This window comes from Novosphingobium aquimarinum, assembly GCF_009746585.1.
GTDB lineage: Bacteria > Pseudomonadota > Alphaproteobacteria > Sphingomonadales > Sphingomonadaceae > Novosphingobium > Novosphingobium aquimarinum.
The window spans coordinates 46,415-61,726 of record NZ_WRPO01000001.1 but is presented as its reverse complement, the minus strand read 5'-3'; the positions used below and the strand labels follow the sequence as shown (position 1 = coordinate 61,726).

The window sequence follows — 15,312 nt, the reverse complement described above, 5'->3', positions numbered from 1 at the left end:
TGACCAGTGGTGCCTACGGACTGGACTCGTCGCCATCAGCTGGGCCGTATGACGAGCGAATCCTAATCGTACAGCAGCACGTTCGCGACCGTTTCGCGCCAGTTGGCCTCGTCAAGGGCCGCGATCGCCTCCAAATCGCCAGCTTCGGATGCACGATCGTCAACCCATTCGCGCAGCGCCGGGCCGCCGTTGATGACGTCGATCGCGAGCCGGTCGAATTCGTACTCGTAGGGAAAGTCGCGCCAGATCGGATAGTCGGGCGCAACCATGCGAATGGCCTTGAACGCCAGCGCCTGAAGCCGCCAGGGTCGGAAGGCGGTGTGATCGTAGAACGGACCTTCGGCGTGGACCATGATCGCGTTGCACAGCTTGCCCTGATGCTTGTGAAAGGTCGGCTCGAACCAGCATTCGCGCAAGGCGCAGCCATCGAGCCATTGCGGCGCGACACGGTGCATTCCGGCGAGCACGGCCCCCGCATTGAGGTCCGGCGCGCCGAACAGCACTTCGAGCGGCCGCGTTGTGCCCCTGCCCTCGCTCAGCGTCGTGCCTTCGATCATCACCGTGCCGGCATAGGCGCGCGCCATGTTGAGGTTCGCGGCGTTCGGGCTGGGATTGATCCAGATCCGGTCTTGCGGCCATCCGAAACCGGGGGAACCGTTGGGCTGCCAGCCCTCCATCGCGATGACCTTGAGATCGACGTCCAGCTTGAAATGACGCACGAACCACTGCGCCATTTCGCCCATCGTCAAGCCATGGCGCATCGGCATCGGCGCGGCGCCGACGAAGCTTTCCTGACCCGGCAGCAGCAGCGTGCCTTCCACCGGTCGCCCGGCGGGATTGGGCCGGTCGAGCACCCACACGCTCTTGCCGCCATTCGCCGCTTCCTCGAGCAGGTAAAGAAGCGTCGTCACGAACGTATAGATCCGGCAGCCGAGATCCTGGAGGTCGAACAGGAACACGTCGGCGGTCGACATCATTTGTCCCGACGGCCGCCGCACTTCGCCGTAGAGGCTGAACACCGGAATCCCGTAATCAGGGTCGGTCTCGTCCGCTGTTTCGACCATGTTGTCCTGCTTGTCGCCCTTGAGGCCATGCTGCGGCCCGAAGGCGGAGGCCACGTTCACGCCCGCCGCGATCAGCGCGTCGAGCGAGTGGGTCAGGTTCGCCGTCACCGAAGCCGGATGCGCGACGAGCGCGACGCGGCGGCCTTCGAGTTGACGCAGGAGGTCGGGGTCCGCCAGCAGGCGATCGATGCCGAAATTCATGCCCCGCCCGGTGCCGGAACCGAAAGGACGAAGCAAGCCGGATCGTGGAAATCGGGCTCGGGCTTGCCGTGTCCTAGCGCCCAGTAGCTCTTGATCCCACCCGTTTCCTCGATCACCGCGGCCATCGCGCATTCCCAGGGCAACGGCGGCAGCGCGGCGGAGGGGACGGCGGCATCGAAAATCGCCAGTGCCTCGCCGGCTCTCATGGTGCAGGCCGGCTCGCGCGGTGCCGGACGCTCGGCCATCCCTTCGCGGTAGCCCGTGAACTCGTAAGCGGCCCAGCGCTCGGAGGGCGACAGGTTCAATTCCACATAGGCGCGCTCACCCGGCGCGCGCAGGAACAGTTCGAAGCAGGTGGTCCGCCACAAGTTGTCCGCCCTGCCCTTGCCCGCGAAAGCGGGAACGACGAGGTCGTTCGCCCCTTCGATACGCCAGCGCAGGCGGACCCACTCGCCATCGGGCGTGATGCGCGTGGTGATCGAACGGACTGAGCGCGGCGGATACGCGGGGTGGCTGACAAGGCTCGCCGTTTGCAAGCGGCATTCTCCATGCTAGGCGCGCGCTTCGTTCAGGAAGGCCGCCATGACTTACAATTCCGACCTGCTCCGCCTGCTCGAAGAGCGGGGCTACATTCACCAGGTCACCGATGCCAAGGGGCTCGATGCGCTTGCGGGTCGACAGGTCGTGCCGGGCTATATCGGCTTCGATGCGACCGCGCCATCGCTCCACGTCGGCAGTCTGGTGCCGATCATGATGCTGCGCCGCATGCAACAGACCGGCCACAAACCGTTCGTGCTGATGGGCGGCGGAACCACCAAGGTCGGCGATCCTTCCGGCAAGGACGAAAGCCGGCGGATGCTGACCGGCGACACGATCCGCGACAACATCGCCTCGATCCGCACGATCTTCGAGCGGGTGCTGACCTTCGGCGATGGTCCGACCGACGCGGTCCTGGTCGATAACGATGAGTGGCTTTCGCAGCTCGGCTACATCGAGCTGCTGCGCGACGTCGGCCCGCACTTCACTGTGAACCGCATGCTGACGTTCGATTCGGTCCGACTGCGGCTCGATCGCGAGCAGCCGCTGACGTTCCTCGAATTCAACTACATGATCCTCCAGGCCTACGACTTCCGCGAGCTGGCGCAGCGGCGGGGTTGCCGCTTGCAGCTGGGCGGGTCGGATCAGTGGGGCAATATCGTCAACGGAATCGAGCTGGCTCGCCGCATGGACGGGAGCGAGCTGTTCGGGCTGACCACGCCGCTTCTCACCACGGCGGACGGCGCCAAGATGGGCAAGACCGCCGCCGGCGCGGTCTGGCTCAACGAGGACGCGCTGCCCGCCTACGATTTCTGGCAATACTGGCGCAATTGCGACGATCGCGACGTGGGCCGGTTCCTGCGCCTGTTCACCGATCTCCCGCTCGATGAGATCGCACGGCTCGAGGCGCTGGAAGGCGCGGAGATCAATGACGCCAAAGTGATCCTTGCAGACGAGGTGACCAAACTGTGTCGCGGTGAGGAAGCCGCGCGCAACGCGGGCGAAACGGCACGAGCCACCTTCGCGGGGGGCAACCTTGGCGGCGATTTGCCGGTGCTGATGGTACCAGCCGAAGGTATCCGGATTGTCTCGGCCTGCACCGAGATCGGCTTTACCGGCAGCAATGGCGAGGCCAAGCGCAAAGTCGCCGAAGGCGCGGTGCGGATCGACGACTCGGTGGTGACCGATCCCGGCCATCTCATCACCCTGGCCGCAGGATCGACCGCCAAGATCAGCCTGGGCAAGAAGAAGCACGGCATCCTCCAGTCCGGCTGATCGGCGGAAATCCGCCACAAAGCGGCATAATTCGTCCTGTTGAACCAGCAAGATTTTGCCGGTTTACCGTTTGTTTGCCTATTCCGTTCAAGATCGCGGCGGGCAACGAAAAATATGGGAAGAAGTCATGGTCGCAGGTGCACAGCTGACCGTAACCGACAAGCGTCGGGCGGCACGCCATCCGGTCGATTACAAAGTGATCGCTGAACATCGGACCATAGGCGATGTCCACCTGCACATCGTCAACATCTCGGCCCAGGGTTTCATGGCGCACGTCGACGGCGACCTCGAGCGGGGGGAGCGCCTCGACTTGCGGCTGCCGATCATCGGCCGGATCGAGGCCCACCTGATCTGGGCTCACGAGGAACGCGCCGGCTTCCAGTTCGAGCGGATCATCCGGCTCGACGATTTCATGCAGCTCGTCGATACCTTGCAGCCCAATCCGCGGCTTCGCCCCAACCGCCGCTGACGCAAGCGCCACCGATCGCGTTTCGCGAGATCCGCCGGGCTCCCTGACAAGCTGACGGATCCCTGACGGTTTGTGACGCCGCCAATCCGCTTGGAAAGCGCTTGGTGCGGTGGCAAGGGGCGCGGGTGAACGCCGCCGAATCTCTCAAGTCGCCCTTACGCATTCCCGATTATCGCCGCTTCTGGCTGGCTCGGTTTGCCTCGGTTCTCGCGACGACCGGAATGGTCGTCATCGTCGGCTACCAGATCTACGATGTGGCGCGCGCCGAATACGGGATGAGCATACCGGCAGCCTCGTTTCAGCTCGGCCTGCTCGGCTTTGCGCAGTTCGTACCGCTGATGCTGCTCACCCCCATTGCCGGCGTCGTCGCCGACCGGTTCGACCGTCGCTACGTGGCGGCCATGGCCATGGTGCTCGATGTCGCGGTCGCGGCCGCGCTCGGTTTCGTGACCGTCGCGGAATGGCGCAGTCTGCCCGTCCTGTTCGGACTTGCCGCCGCGCATGGAGCGGTGCGTGTGTTCGTCGGCCCGGCGATGTCGGCGATCGCTCCCAATATCGTGCCGGCCGCGCTGATTCCCCGCGCCATCGCGCTCAATTCGATCGCGTTCCAGTCCGGTGCGGTGGTTGGGCCGGCAGCCGCCGGATTCCTCTTCGCCAGCCAGCGGTCGCTGCCCTACTGGGTGTCGGTCAGCCTGATGGCGGTGGCCATTGTCGCGATCCTCGCTATCCGCAGTCTTCCGCCGCCCCCACCCGAGGCACGCCGAACGCATCCGCTGCGCCAGATCGTGGGCGGCTTCCAATTCGTCTGGAACGAGCGCTTCCTGCTGGGCTGCATCTCGCTGGATCTGTTCGCGGTGCTGCTGGGCGGCGCTACGGCGCTGCTGCCCGTGTTTGCGCGCGACATCCTGCACGTCGGCCCCGAAGGCCTGGGTCAGATGCGCGCCGCGCCGGCGGTTGGCGCTGCGCTCGTCGCCGTGCTGCTGTCGTGGCGACCGCTCGAACGCGAGGTGGGCTGGAAGATGCTGCTGGCGGTCATCGGCTACGGCGCGATGACTCTCGCCTTCGGATTGTCGCGCAACTTCCTGCTCTCGCTGGGATTTCTCGCGCTGCTGGGCGCGGCGGACATGGTTTCGGTGTTCATCCGCAGTTCGCTGGTCCAGCTCAACACGCCCGACGATGTGCGCGGTCGAGTCTCGGCGATTTCAGGTCTCGCGATCTCTGCGTCCAACGAACTCGGCGAGTTGCAGTCCGGCTTCGCCGCAGCGTTGCTGGGCGCGACCGGAGCGGTTGTATTCGGCGGAACGGGTGCCATAGTCGTTACCATCCTGTGGGCCTGGCTGTTCCCCGAACTTCGCCGCGCCCGCACCTTTGCCCCGCAATACCGGCTCAGGGAGAGCGGCCCATGAAATTCGATTCCATTCTCGCCACGATCGGCAAGACCCCCCACGTGCGTTTGTCCCGCCTCTTTCCCGACCATGAAGTCTGGGTGAAATGCGAACGCGCCAATCCCGGCGGCTCGATCAAGGACCGCATCGGCCTCGCCATGGTCGAAGCGGCCGAAGCCGATGGCAGCCTCAAGCCCGGCGGCACGATTATCGAGCCGACCTCGGGCAACACCGGCATCGGCCTGGCCATGGTGGCGGCGGTCAAGGGCTACAAGCTCGTGCTGGTCATGCCCGAGTCGATGTCGATCGAGCGGCGCCGGTTGATGCTCGCCTATGGTGCGCAGTTCGACCTCACCGCCAAGGAAAAAGGGATGAAGGGCGCGATCGAACGCGCTCGCGAGCTCGTGGAGCAGACGCCCGGTTCCTGGATGCCGCAACAGTTCGACAACCCGGCCAACGTCGACATCCACGTCCGCACGACGTCGATGGAGATCCTGGCCGATTTCGCCGATACGCCGATCGACGTGATGATCACCGGCGTCGGCACGGGCGGCCATCTGACAGGCTGCGCCGAACGGCTGAAGCAGGATTGGCCCGCGATGAAAGCTTACGCGGTCGAGCCCACGCTATCTCCGGTGATCTCGGGCGGACAGCCGGGCCCGCATCCGATCCAGGGTATCGGTGCCGGGTTCATTCCCTCCAATCTCCATACCCAGTCGATCGACGGTGCCATCCAGGTACCGCCGGAAGATGCCAAGGAATGGGCCCGGCGCTCGGCCAGCGTGGAAGGCATGTTGGTGGGCATCAGCTCGGGCGCAACGCTGGCGGCGATCGCGCAGAAGCTGCCCGATCTTGCCGCCGGAACGCGGGTCATGGGTTTCAATTACGACACGGGGGAGCGCTACCTTTCGGTCCCCGACTTCCTGCCGGAGTAAGCCGCAAAGGTCACACGGGCGACAAGCTGCCGTTATCGAGCACCCGATAAAAGCATGAGGTCTTCCCAGTATGGCAGGCGGGGCCCTCGGGCTTCACCAGCAGCACGAGCGCGTCCTGGTCGCAATCGACGCGGATCTCCTGGATGCGCAAGTAGTGGCCCGAGGTCTCGCCCTTGCACCACAACCGCTGCCGGGAGCGGGAATGGAAGTGCGCCAGACCGGTTTCGCGCGTTCGATCGAGCGCTTCGGCATCCATGTAGGCGACCATGAGGACCTGCAAAGTCTCGCTATCGACCGCAATGGCCGAGATCAGGCCTTTTTCGTCGAAGCGCGGCATGAACCGCGTTCCGGTTTCGCGCTCGACGGTGTCGGTGGCCTGAGGCTTGTTCAAGGGATCCTCCGCTGTTTCGGTTTGCCGGAATGTTGCAAACTCACAACAGCCCTACACCAAAATTAGGATCGATTTGCAAACACCCTTCCATCGCAGCCCGATTCGGTCGATTGAGAGATCGCAGCTCGGGGGGGCTGCACACTGAACCATAAAGGTGCTGTAAAACAGGCGCCAGGGTTCAGGGAGTAAGAGCTTTGATCCGACTAACCCCGGATTGGCTCACGAGACATGAGGGATCGGGTCTGGCGGCCTTCAGGGGTGCCGCCAAGATGCGCAAGCAGGGCCCCGTTAGTTTCGTCACGAGGACGCCCGGGATCGCATGGTCCCGGGCGTCTTTGCATGTGGCTACCGAGGGCTGCGCGAACGCCCCGTCGCGAGCATCGGATCTTCGAACGCGCGTTTTCAGAACACTTCGTCGAGCACTCTGGCATAGCAGGCGATCACGACAGATTGCGCACCGCGGCGCTTGAGCGCGGATACGCAGGCGTTGCTGGTCGCTCCGCTGGTCAGCACATCGTCGACCAGAACCACGTTCGCACCCTTGATCATCTCGCGCCGACTGGGATTGACGGTGATCGCGCCGGACAACGCACTGCTGCGCGACCGGCGATCGAGATTGCCGAGGAACGGAGTCGACTTGCGCCGCAGCAGACCATCGACCACCAGCATCATGCCCGTCAGACGAGCCAGTTCCTCTCCCAGGATCGCGGCCTGGTTGTACCCGCGCGACCAAAGCCGCGCACGGTGGAGCGGGACCGGCACGATCAACGTTCCTGGTTTCAACATCGGCAGTTTGGCAGCGATCTGGTGCGCCATCATCGGCGCCAAGGCGATCCGGTTGCCATGCTTCAAGGCTAGGACGAGCTGCTTGGACGCTTCGTTATACAGTGTGGCGGCGGCGACTCCATCGTGCTGCGGCGCCTTTGCCAAGCACGGCGCGCAGACCGCATCCTCTCCCACCTCATCTTCGTCGAAAGGGCGCTGGCACAGCTTGCAGGCCGGTTCGCCGGGGATCACCAGCTTGTTCCAGCAGGCGCTGCACAAACCGGTCTGCGCGCTGATGCCGTCGCCGCACAGCGGACAGCGCGGCGGCAGGACTTTGTCCACGATCGGCGAGAGAAGGCTCATGATAGCCTGATGATTAGCCATTTGCCCGCGGCCCGCAAGCGCTTGCGTGTCCGGTCCGCACACGGCAGGAGGCGCACGTGACCGAGCAAGGACCGCCCCGCATCTTCGACAAGCCGCGTCGCGCAGTCGTGCGCCGCCGCGCGATCGCCCGTCAGCGGCGGGAAGACGCCGCGCGGTTCGTGCTTGAGGACATGGCCGACGACGTGCTCGAACGGATCGGCTTCGTGCGGCTCGAACCGGGCCGCGCGCTCGTCATCGGGGACCTGACGCAGACGCTCGCCGCGACGCTGGGCAGCCGTGGTTGGACGGCGCAAGTCCGCGAACCGGCGGACGGCTTCGACGAGGAAGCGCCCTACCCCGATGCCGGCTACGATCTCATCGCCAGCCTCGGCACGCTCGATACGATCGACGATCTTCCCGGCGCGCTGATCCATATCCGTCAGGCCCTGCGCCCCGGCGGCATGATGATCGCGAGCTTTCCCGGAGCCGGCAGCCTGCCCGCGCTGCGCGCCGCGCTGCTGGCCGCGGATGCGGAGCGCCCCTCGGCGCGGATCCATCCGCAGATCGATGCGCGGGCGGGCGGGCAATTGCTCCAGCGCGCCGGTTTCGCCGATCCGGTGGCGGACTTGCGCGATATCGACGTGGCCTACCGCGCGTTCGGCACTCTGATCGGCGACGTGCGCGACCAGGCCCTCTCGCAAGTGCTGGCCGATCCGGGCCCGCCGCTTGGGAAGGCGGGACTCGAACGGGCTCGCCGGGCCTTCGCCGAGGCGGCGGAGGATGGCCGAACGCGGGAGCGCTTCACCATCCTCACGCTCTCGGGCCGCCGCCCACCCGAACGTTAGCCCAGCGCGGCTTGCGCCGCGGCAAGGCGGGCAATCGGCACGCGGTAGGGCGAGGCGCTGACGTAATCGAGCCGCTGCGCTTCGCAGAACGCGATCGAGGCCGGGTCGCCGCCATGTTCGCCGCAGATGCCGAGCTTGAGATCGGGACGCGTGGCCCGGCCCCGCTCGGCGGCCAGCTCCACCAGTTGGCCAACGCCGTCGATGTCGAGGCTCACGAACGGATCGCGCGGGTAGATGCCCTTTTCGACGTAGGGACCAAGGAAGCGCGAGGCATCGTCACGGCTGACGCCGAGCGTGGTCTGCGTGAGGTCGTTGGTGCCGAATGAGAAGAAGCGCGCTTCTTCTGCGATCTCGCCCGCCATCAGCGCGGCGCGCGGCAGTTCGACCATGGTGCCGACGAGGTATTCGAGCGTGATGCCCTTGTCCTCGAACACCTTGGCCGCGATCCGTTCGATCAAGACCCGCAGGATCGCCACTTCCTTGCGCGTCGCGACCAGCGGGATCATCACTTCGGGCACCGGCGCATCGCCCGATGCCTTGGCGACGTCGCACGCCGCCTCGAAGATCGCCCGCGCCTGCATCTCGTAGATCTCGGGGAACGTGATGCCGAGGCGGCAGCCGCGATGGCCGAGCATCGGGTTCGATTCGTGGAGTTCGCCCGCGCGGCGCTTGAGCGTATCGGCGCCGATGCCGATCGCTTCGGCCAGTTCGGCGAACTCGGCATCGCCTTGCGGCAGGAACTCGTGCAGCGGCGGATCGAGCAGGCGGATCGTGACCGGCAAGCCCGCCATCACTTCGAAGATCTCCTGAAAGTCGCTGCGCTGCGCCGGCAGCAGCTTTTCCAGCGCCGCGCGGCGACCGGCTTCGTCCTCGGCGAGGATCATCTGGCGCACGGCCGAAATACGGTTGGCATCGAAGAACATGTGCTCGGTCCGGCACAGGCCGATGCCCTCGGCCCCGAACTGGCGCGCCATGCGGCAGTCGGCCGGGGTTTCGGCATTGGTGCGCACTTTCATCCGGCGATGCTTGTCGGCCCAGACCATCAGCGTGGCGAAGTCGCCTGCGAGTTCCGGCTCCACCGTCGGCACTTCGCCCGCCATGATCTCGCCCGAGGCGCCATCGAGCGTGATGACGTCGCCTTCGGACAATTCGCGGCTGCCGATGCGCAGCTTGCGCGCCTTGAGGTCGATCGAGACCGCAGACGCGCCCGAAACACACGGGCGCCCCATGCCGCGCGCCACCACGGCGGCGTGCGACGTCATGCCGCCGCGCGCGGTGAGGATGCCCTTGGCCGCATGCATGCCGTGAATGTCCTCAGGGCTGGTCTCGACGCGCACCAGGATCACCGAATCGCCGCGTTCCGCACGCTTTTCGGCGGTATCGGCATCGAGCACGATCGCGCCCGAAGCCGCGCCCGGCGACGCGGGAAGCCCGCGGCCCAGCACATCGCGCGGCGCATCGGGATCGAGCGTCGGGTGCAGCAGCTGGTCGAGCGCCATCGGATCGACGCGCTTGATCGCCGTCGCTTCGTCGATCAGGCCCTCGCCCACCATGTCGACCGCGAGCTTGAGCGCGGCCTTGGCGGTGCGCTTGCCCGAGCGGGTCTGCAGCATCCACAGCTTGCCGCGTTCCACGGTGAACTCGATGTCCTGCATGTCGCGATAGTGGCTTTCGAGCGTCTCGAAGACTTCGGCCAGCTGTCCGTAAGCCTCGGGCATGGCCTCTTCCATCGACAGCGGCTTGGCGCCTGCCGCTTCGCGCGCGTCCTTGGTGAGGTACTGCGGCGTGCGGATACCCGCGACCACGTCCTCGCCCTGCGCGTTCGCCAGCCATTCGCCGTAATAGGCCTTCTCGCCGGTCGCGGGGTCGCGGGTGAAGGCGACGCCGGTGGCCGATGTATCGCCCATGTTGCCGAAGACCATGGCCTGCACATTGACCGCAGTTCCCCAGTCGCCGGGGATGTCGTTCAGCCGGCGGTAGACTTTGGCGCGGTCCGAATCCCAGGAATCGAAAACCGCGCGGATCGCGCCCCACAGCTGCTCCTCGACGTCCTGCGGGAACGGCTTGCCCAGCTCCTTGTCGACGATGCCCTTGTATTCGGTGACGACCTTGCGCCAGTCGTCGGCGGTGAGTTCGGTGTCGGTGTGATAGCCGTTGTCTTCCTTGGCCATCTCCAGCGCGTCTTCGAACAAGTGGTGGTCGAGGCCGAGCACCACGTCGGAGTACATCTGAATGAAGCGCCGGTAGCTGTCCCAGGCGAAGCGATCATCGCCCGAGGTCGCCGCCAGCCCTTCGACCGTGGCGTCGTTCAGCCCGAGGTTGAGGACGGTGTCCATCATGCCGGGCATCGAAACGCGCGCGCCGGAGCGCACCGAAACCAGCAGCGGATCGGCCGCGTCGCCCAGCTTCTTGCCGACGGTTGTCTCGATATGCGTCAGCGCCTCGGCGACGTCGGCGCGCAGTTCGGCCGAGAAATCGCCACCTTCAGCGAGATACTTCACGCATTCCTCGGTGGTGATGGTGAACCCGGGGGGCACCGGCAGGCCGATGCTGGCCATTTCGGCGAGGTTGGCGCCCTTGCCGCCGGTGATCACTTTGTCGCGCGAGCGGGGATCGTCGCTGCGGGCGTCGCCGCCGAAAGTGTAGACCTGCCTTTGTGCCACGGTAGCCATGCGTCCTGCCCTCAAAGTTGACGAAGGTGACACACAGTCGCCTTCAACTATGCCGCCTAAACAGCGGACCAATCAGAATAAACTGGCGAAAATCGAAGGTGACACGGTGCGTGGCTCAACCCTCGATCTTCGAAAAATCTGCAACATTGTGCACTGCAACACGAAACCGATCAAGCAAGGCAAGACGCGTATGCCGCTTGGCGGGATCCGCATCGTTCACCGTCACGTCCTCGAAAAACGCATCGATCGGCGCGCGCAAGCCCGCAAGCGCCGCCATCGCGGCGGCGAAGTCCTCGGCCTCGACCGCGCGCGCGGCGGCGGGCTCGGCGGAATCGAGCGCATCCATCAGCGCCTTTTCCGCCGGTTCGGGCGTGTAGGAAAGCGCCGTCGCGGTCCGCTCGGCCATCTGCTGCGCGTAGATTTCACGCATCTGCGGATCGTCGACGTTCTCCATCGGATCCTCGTCGGCGTATACGCCTTCCACGTCATGCCGGACTTGATCCGGCATCCCGCTTTCGCTGGCGGTCTCGGAGCTGGGGTGACGATCGGGGGTGTCGAACCCTTCCTTCTTGAGGATGTTGGCCGCGCGCTTGTAGCCGGCGAGGAGGTTGGTGCCGTCCTCGGTTTCGACAAAGGCCTGCAGCGCGTGGACGCGGGCGAGAAGGCGAACGAGGTCGTCCTCGCCGCCAAGCGCGAAGACGGCATCGATCAAGTCGTGGCGGACGCCCGCTTCGCGCTGCTGGACCTTGAGGCGATCTACAAGAAAATCCACGATTTTAGTTGGCAAATCGATCGGACCTAATATTTCGGGTACTTCGAAGGAGCCATCATTCGATTCTGCTCGAAGTATGCTTCGCCGGTCCACATCTATTTCAATAGTATGTGGGGTCAATTCAAAGCGATAGCTCTCTGTCTGCGCGTAAAGAGCTTTGCGAACGCTGCTCAAATCGTCTTTATGAAAAAGACCGATTTGAGAAAGAGCAACCAATTTAGCATTCCAAGATGCTGGATGATACGCGTTGGCCGCAATCAAAAACGCATTGAGCGGCAACTTGTTCTCAATCGCCATGGCTATAAGCCCAAGGGCGGCTCGACGCAAAGCAAATGGGTCTTTTGAACCTGTTGGTTCCTGCTTAATCAGATAGAAGCCAACCAGCGTATCCAGCTTGTCCGCCAGCGATACCGCCACGGTAACCGGCGCGGTCGGCACTTCGTCGCCTTGGCCGACGGGCTTGTAATGATCGCGGATAGCATCGGCGACGGCGTCGGGCAGGCCCTCGGCGCGGGCGTAGTAACCGCCCATCAGGCCCTGCAGTTCGGGGAACTCGCCGACCATCTCGGTGACGAGGTCGGCCTTGGCGAGGCGCGCGGCCTGCTCGGCCATGTCGGCGAGCGCCAGAACCTCCCCGGAACGGGGAGGGGGACCTTCCGCAGGACTGTGGAGGGGCACGGGCGGGGTCGTCTCGGGTTGCGGGGTGAGGATAGGGGGCGCTTGCCCCTCCACCAGCTTCGCTGGTCCCCCTCCCCGGTTCGGGGAGGATGTTACGATGCCTTCTTCGACCAGCCAGCGGGCCAGCTTGGCGACGCGTTCCACCTTGTCGGCGACCGTGCCGAGCTTTTCGTGGAAGGTAATCCGCTCCAGCTTCTTCGCTTGTTCCGCCAGCGGCGTCTTGCGGTCCTGGTCCCAGAAGAAGCGCGCGTCCGACAGCCGCGCGGCGAGGACCTTGCGGTTGCCGTCGACCACGCCCGCGCCGCCATCGGTGGCGTCAATATTGGCAGTGCAGACGAACGCGTTGGCGAGCTTGCCGTCCGCATCGTTGCACACGAAATACTTCTGGTTCACCCGCGCGGTGAGCTGGATCACTTCGGGCGGCACGGCGAGATAGTCCTCGTCGAAGCGGCCGAGCAGCGGCACCGGCCATTCGGTGAGGCCGGCGTTCTCGATCACCAGCCCCTCGTCTTCGACCAGCGTCAGGCCCGCCGCCGAAGCCGCCTCGCGCGCCTTGGTGCGGACGATGCCCTGGCGTTCCTCGTGATCGACGATGACGTGCGCGAGCCGCAGCTTGTCGGCATAATCGTGCGCGCCGCCGATGGTGATCTCGCCGGGCGCGTGGAAGCGGTGGCCAAGCGTGACGTAGCCCGAGGCGATGCCGCCGACTTCGCATTCGACCAGCTCTTCGCCCAGGATCGCGACCACGCCCGAAAGCGGGCGCACCCAGCGCAGCGAGGCGCTCGACAGCGACTGCGCTCCCCAGCGCATCGACTTGGGCCAGGGAAAGGCGCGTGCCATCGCGGGGATCGCTTCGGCGAGCACGTCCGCGACCGCCCTGCCCGGCTTCTCGACCACCGCGAAGTAGGTCGGCTTGCCCTTGAGTTCGCGGACTTCGAGCTGGTCCTTGGTCAGCCCGACTTTGCCGAGAAACCCGGCCAGCGCTTGCTCGGGCGCGGCGGTGGCGGGGCCCTTGGTCTCCTCGCGCACGGCTTCGGTGGCGGTCGGCACATCGCGCGCGATCAGTGCGAGGCGGCGCGGAGTGGACCACACAGTGATGTCGCTGCACGAAACACCGGCGGCGTCCATTTCCTTGCGGAACAGCTTTTCCAGATCGGCGCGCGCGCCGGCCTGCATCCGCGCGGGAATTTCCTCGGAGCGCAGTTCGAGCAGAAAATCAGGCATTGCCGCCTCCGATGCGGGTCACGTCGAAGCCGGTCTTGCGGATCAGCGGCTCGGGGCTGGTGCCCTCGGCGCACAGCGCGATGACTTCGCCGAGGACGCCCGCCTTCTTGAAGTGCGCGGCGGGGAAGTGCTGCGTGTCCGCGACCAGCAGGTGCTCCATGTTGGTGCCTTGCGGAAAGGCACTCCAGTGCTGGCGGTCGAGCGGCTCGTCGCCGTTGATCGTCACGTAGCGCACCTCGTCACGGAAATGATCGGCGAGGCTTTGGTGACGCCACTGCTTGATGCCCCGGCGGAATTTGCCCCAGCGCTTCTCGCCCGGAACCACTTTGGGATTCATCGAGAACTGCGGTGCAAAGGCGATCGCGGTTTCGACCGGCAGATATTTGGACGCCCAGATCGCGCCGTAGCCGCCCATCGAATTGCCGAGCGTCACGATGCGCTTGCCCTCGGTGCGACCGGCGATCGCGTCGACCAGCATTTCGGGCGGAAAGGCGTTGTACCACGAACGCGCAAGATCGCTCACGAACAGCGCGCTGAAGCCCGGCGAACGCGTCGAGCCGACGAATTCCTCGGCCTCGATCCCGCCCATCGCGAGCTGCGTGCCGGTGAAGCACACGAAGACGCCCGGCGCATCGGGATCGCCCATGGTGGTGACGCGCAGCTTGTCGTTCTCGAACACCACGTCCGCGCCGCGCACTTCGACCGCGTCCTTGCGCAACAATGTCTTGGCCGAGGCATGGCCGTTGTGGTGCGTACCGCCCTTGACGACTTTCACGCTCACGCGCTCCACCCCTCGTATTCGGCGGCCCAGCGGTCGGCGTTCTTGGCGATCCACGCCTCGCACGAGCCTTTGGCGAGATCGCGCACGCGGCCCATGTAGCTGGCGCGTTCCTGAACCGAAATCACGCCGCGCGCCTGCAAGAGGTTGAACAAGTGGCTCGCCTCGATCGCCTGATCGTAAGCGGCGAGCGGGATTTCGGCCTCGATACAGCGCCGGCATTCGGCCTCGGCGTGCTGGAAGCCCTTGAACAGCTGCTCGGTGTCGGCGATCTCGAAGTTGTACTTCGACAGTTCCTGTTCGTTCTTCAGGAACACATCGCCGTAGGACACGCCTTCATCGTTGAAGCGCAAGTCGTACACGCGGTCGACGCCCTGGATGTACATCGCGAGGCGTTCGAGGCCGTAGGTCAGCTCGCCCGCGACCGGCTTGCAATCGAACCCGCCGACTTGCTGGAAATAGGTGAACTGGGTCACTTCCATGCCGTCGCACCAGACTTCCCAGCCCAGCCCCCAGGCGCCCAGCGTGGGGCTTTCCCAGTCGTCCTCGACGAAGCGGATGTCGTGCGCCAGTGGATCGATACCGATCGCGGCGAGGCTCTCGAGGTAGAGCTCCTGCAGGTTCTCGGGGTTCGGCTTCAGGATCACCTGATACTGATAGTAATGCTGCAGTCGGTTGGGGTTCTCGCCGTAACGGCCATCGGTCGGCCGGCGCGAGGGCTGGACGTAAGCGGCTTTCCACGGCTCGGGGCCGAGCGCGCGCAACGTGGTGGCCGGATGGAACGTGCCTGCGCCCATCCGCATGTCGTAAGGCTGCAGGATCAGGCAGCCGTGCCGGCTCCAGAACGAGTGGAGCGTCAGGATCATGGCCTGAAAGCTGAGCGGCCCGGACTTCACGGGCGGATTGGCTGATAAAGTGGCGGACATAGGCTTGGGGGCTTTAGCGATGGCCATCGGAG

The 15,312-nt window shown here is 65.2% G+C and carries 13 protein-coding genes; 5 read left to right on the top strand and 8 right to left on the bottom strand.

Annotation, left to right across the window (positions count from 1 at the left end; translation table 11 throughout):
* Positions 1-62: 62 nt before the first annotated feature.
* A complete protein-coding gene (locus GQO94_RS00290) occupies positions 63-1,265 on the bottom strand; it encodes an exo-beta-N-acetylmuramidase NamZ family protein (protein ID WP_156839150.1) in 1,203 nt (400 codons plus the stop codon).
* Positions 1,262-1,801: a DOMON-like domain-containing protein gene (locus GQO94_RS00285; RefSeq protein ID WP_232332693.1), complete on the bottom strand. Its 540-nt coding sequence runs from the start codon at positions 1,799-1,801 to the stop codon at positions 1,262-1,264. The genes GQO94_RS00290 and GQO94_RS00285 overlap by 4 nt, the downstream gene beginning before the upstream one ends.
* Before the next feature lie 46 nt (positions 1,802-1,847).
* Here GQO94_RS00285 and tyrS point away from each other — a divergent pair, with 46 nt between their 5' ends.
* From tyrS to cysK, 4 genes are all read left to right on the top strand, one after another.
* Positions 1,848-3,077: a tyrosine--tRNA ligase gene (gene tyrS / locus GQO94_RS00280; RefSeq protein WP_156839149.1), complete on the top strand. Its 1,230-nt coding sequence runs from the start codon at positions 1,848-1,850 to the stop codon at positions 3,075-3,077.
* A gap of 127 nt (positions 3,078-3,204) precedes the next feature.
* Positions 3,205-3,546, top strand: coding sequence for a PilZ domain-containing protein (locus GQO94_RS00275; protein WP_156839148.1), 342 nt, complete (start codon positions 3,205-3,207; stop codon positions 3,544-3,546).
* A gap of 125 nt (positions 3,547-3,671) precedes the next feature.
* Positions 3,672-4,952, top strand: coding sequence for an MFS transporter (locus GQO94_RS00270; protein ID WP_156839147.1), 1,281 nt, complete (start codon positions 3,672-3,674; stop codon positions 4,950-4,952).
* Entirely contained in the window at positions 4,949-5,866 is a 918-nt protein-coding gene (gene cysK, locus GQO94_RS00265; protein ID WP_156839146.1) for a cysteine synthase A, read from the top strand. The genes GQO94_RS00270 and cysK overlap by 4 nt, the downstream gene beginning before the upstream one ends.
* Before the next feature lie 10 nt (positions 5,867-5,876).
* Here the strand turns inward: cysK and hisI are convergent, their stop codons facing one another.
* Complete coding sequence (gene hisI / locus GQO94_RS00260; protein WP_269748706.1) at positions 5,877-6,257, bottom strand: phosphoribosyl-AMP cyclohydrolase; 381 nt, start codon at positions 6,255-6,257, stop codon at positions 5,877-5,879.
* A gap of 402 nt (positions 6,258-6,659) precedes the next feature.
* Positions 6,660-7,385: a ComF family protein gene (locus tag GQO94_RS00255; RefSeq protein WP_232332692.1), complete on the bottom strand. Its 726-nt coding sequence runs from the start codon at positions 7,383-7,385 to the stop codon at positions 6,660-6,662.
* 77 nt (positions 7,386-7,462) lie between these two features.
* Between GQO94_RS00255 and GQO94_RS00250 the strand changes: the two genes are divergently transcribed.
* Positions 7,463-8,230, top strand: a complete 768-nt coding sequence (locus GQO94_RS00250) for a methyltransferase domain-containing protein (RefSeq protein ID WP_156839144.1) — start codon at positions 7,463-7,465, stop codon at positions 8,228-8,230.
* Here GQO94_RS00250 and ppdK read toward each other — a convergent pair.
* The 4 genes from ppdK to GQO94_RS00230 form a co-directional block, all read right to left on the bottom strand.
* Complete coding sequence (ppdK, locus tag GQO94_RS00245) at positions 8,227-10,902, bottom strand: pyruvate, phosphate dikinase (protein WP_156839143.1); 2,676 nt, start codon at positions 10,900-10,902, stop codon at positions 8,227-8,229. The two genes, GQO94_RS00250 and ppdK, sit on opposite strands and share 4 nt — an antisense overlap.
* 115 nt (positions 10,903-11,017) lie before the next feature.
* Positions 11,018-13,576 (bottom strand): glycine--tRNA ligase subunit beta, encoded by a 2,559-nt coding sequence (gene glyS / locus GQO94_RS00240; protein ID WP_156839142.1) that lies wholly within the window; start codon positions 13,574-13,576, stop codon positions 11,018-11,020.
* Entirely contained in the window at positions 13,569-14,357 is a 789-nt protein-coding gene (locus GQO94_RS00235) for an alpha/beta fold hydrolase domain-containing protein (RefSeq protein ID WP_156839141.1), read from the bottom strand. The genes glyS and GQO94_RS00235 overlap by 8 nt, the downstream gene beginning before the upstream one ends.
* Positions 14,354-15,220, bottom strand: a complete 867-nt coding sequence (locus GQO94_RS00230; RefSeq protein WP_232332719.1) for a glycine--tRNA ligase subunit alpha — start codon at positions 15,218-15,220, stop codon at positions 14,354-14,356. The genes GQO94_RS00235 and GQO94_RS00230 overlap by 4 nt, the downstream gene beginning before the upstream one ends.
* Between the last annotated feature and the right edge of the window lie 92 nt (positions 15,221-15,312).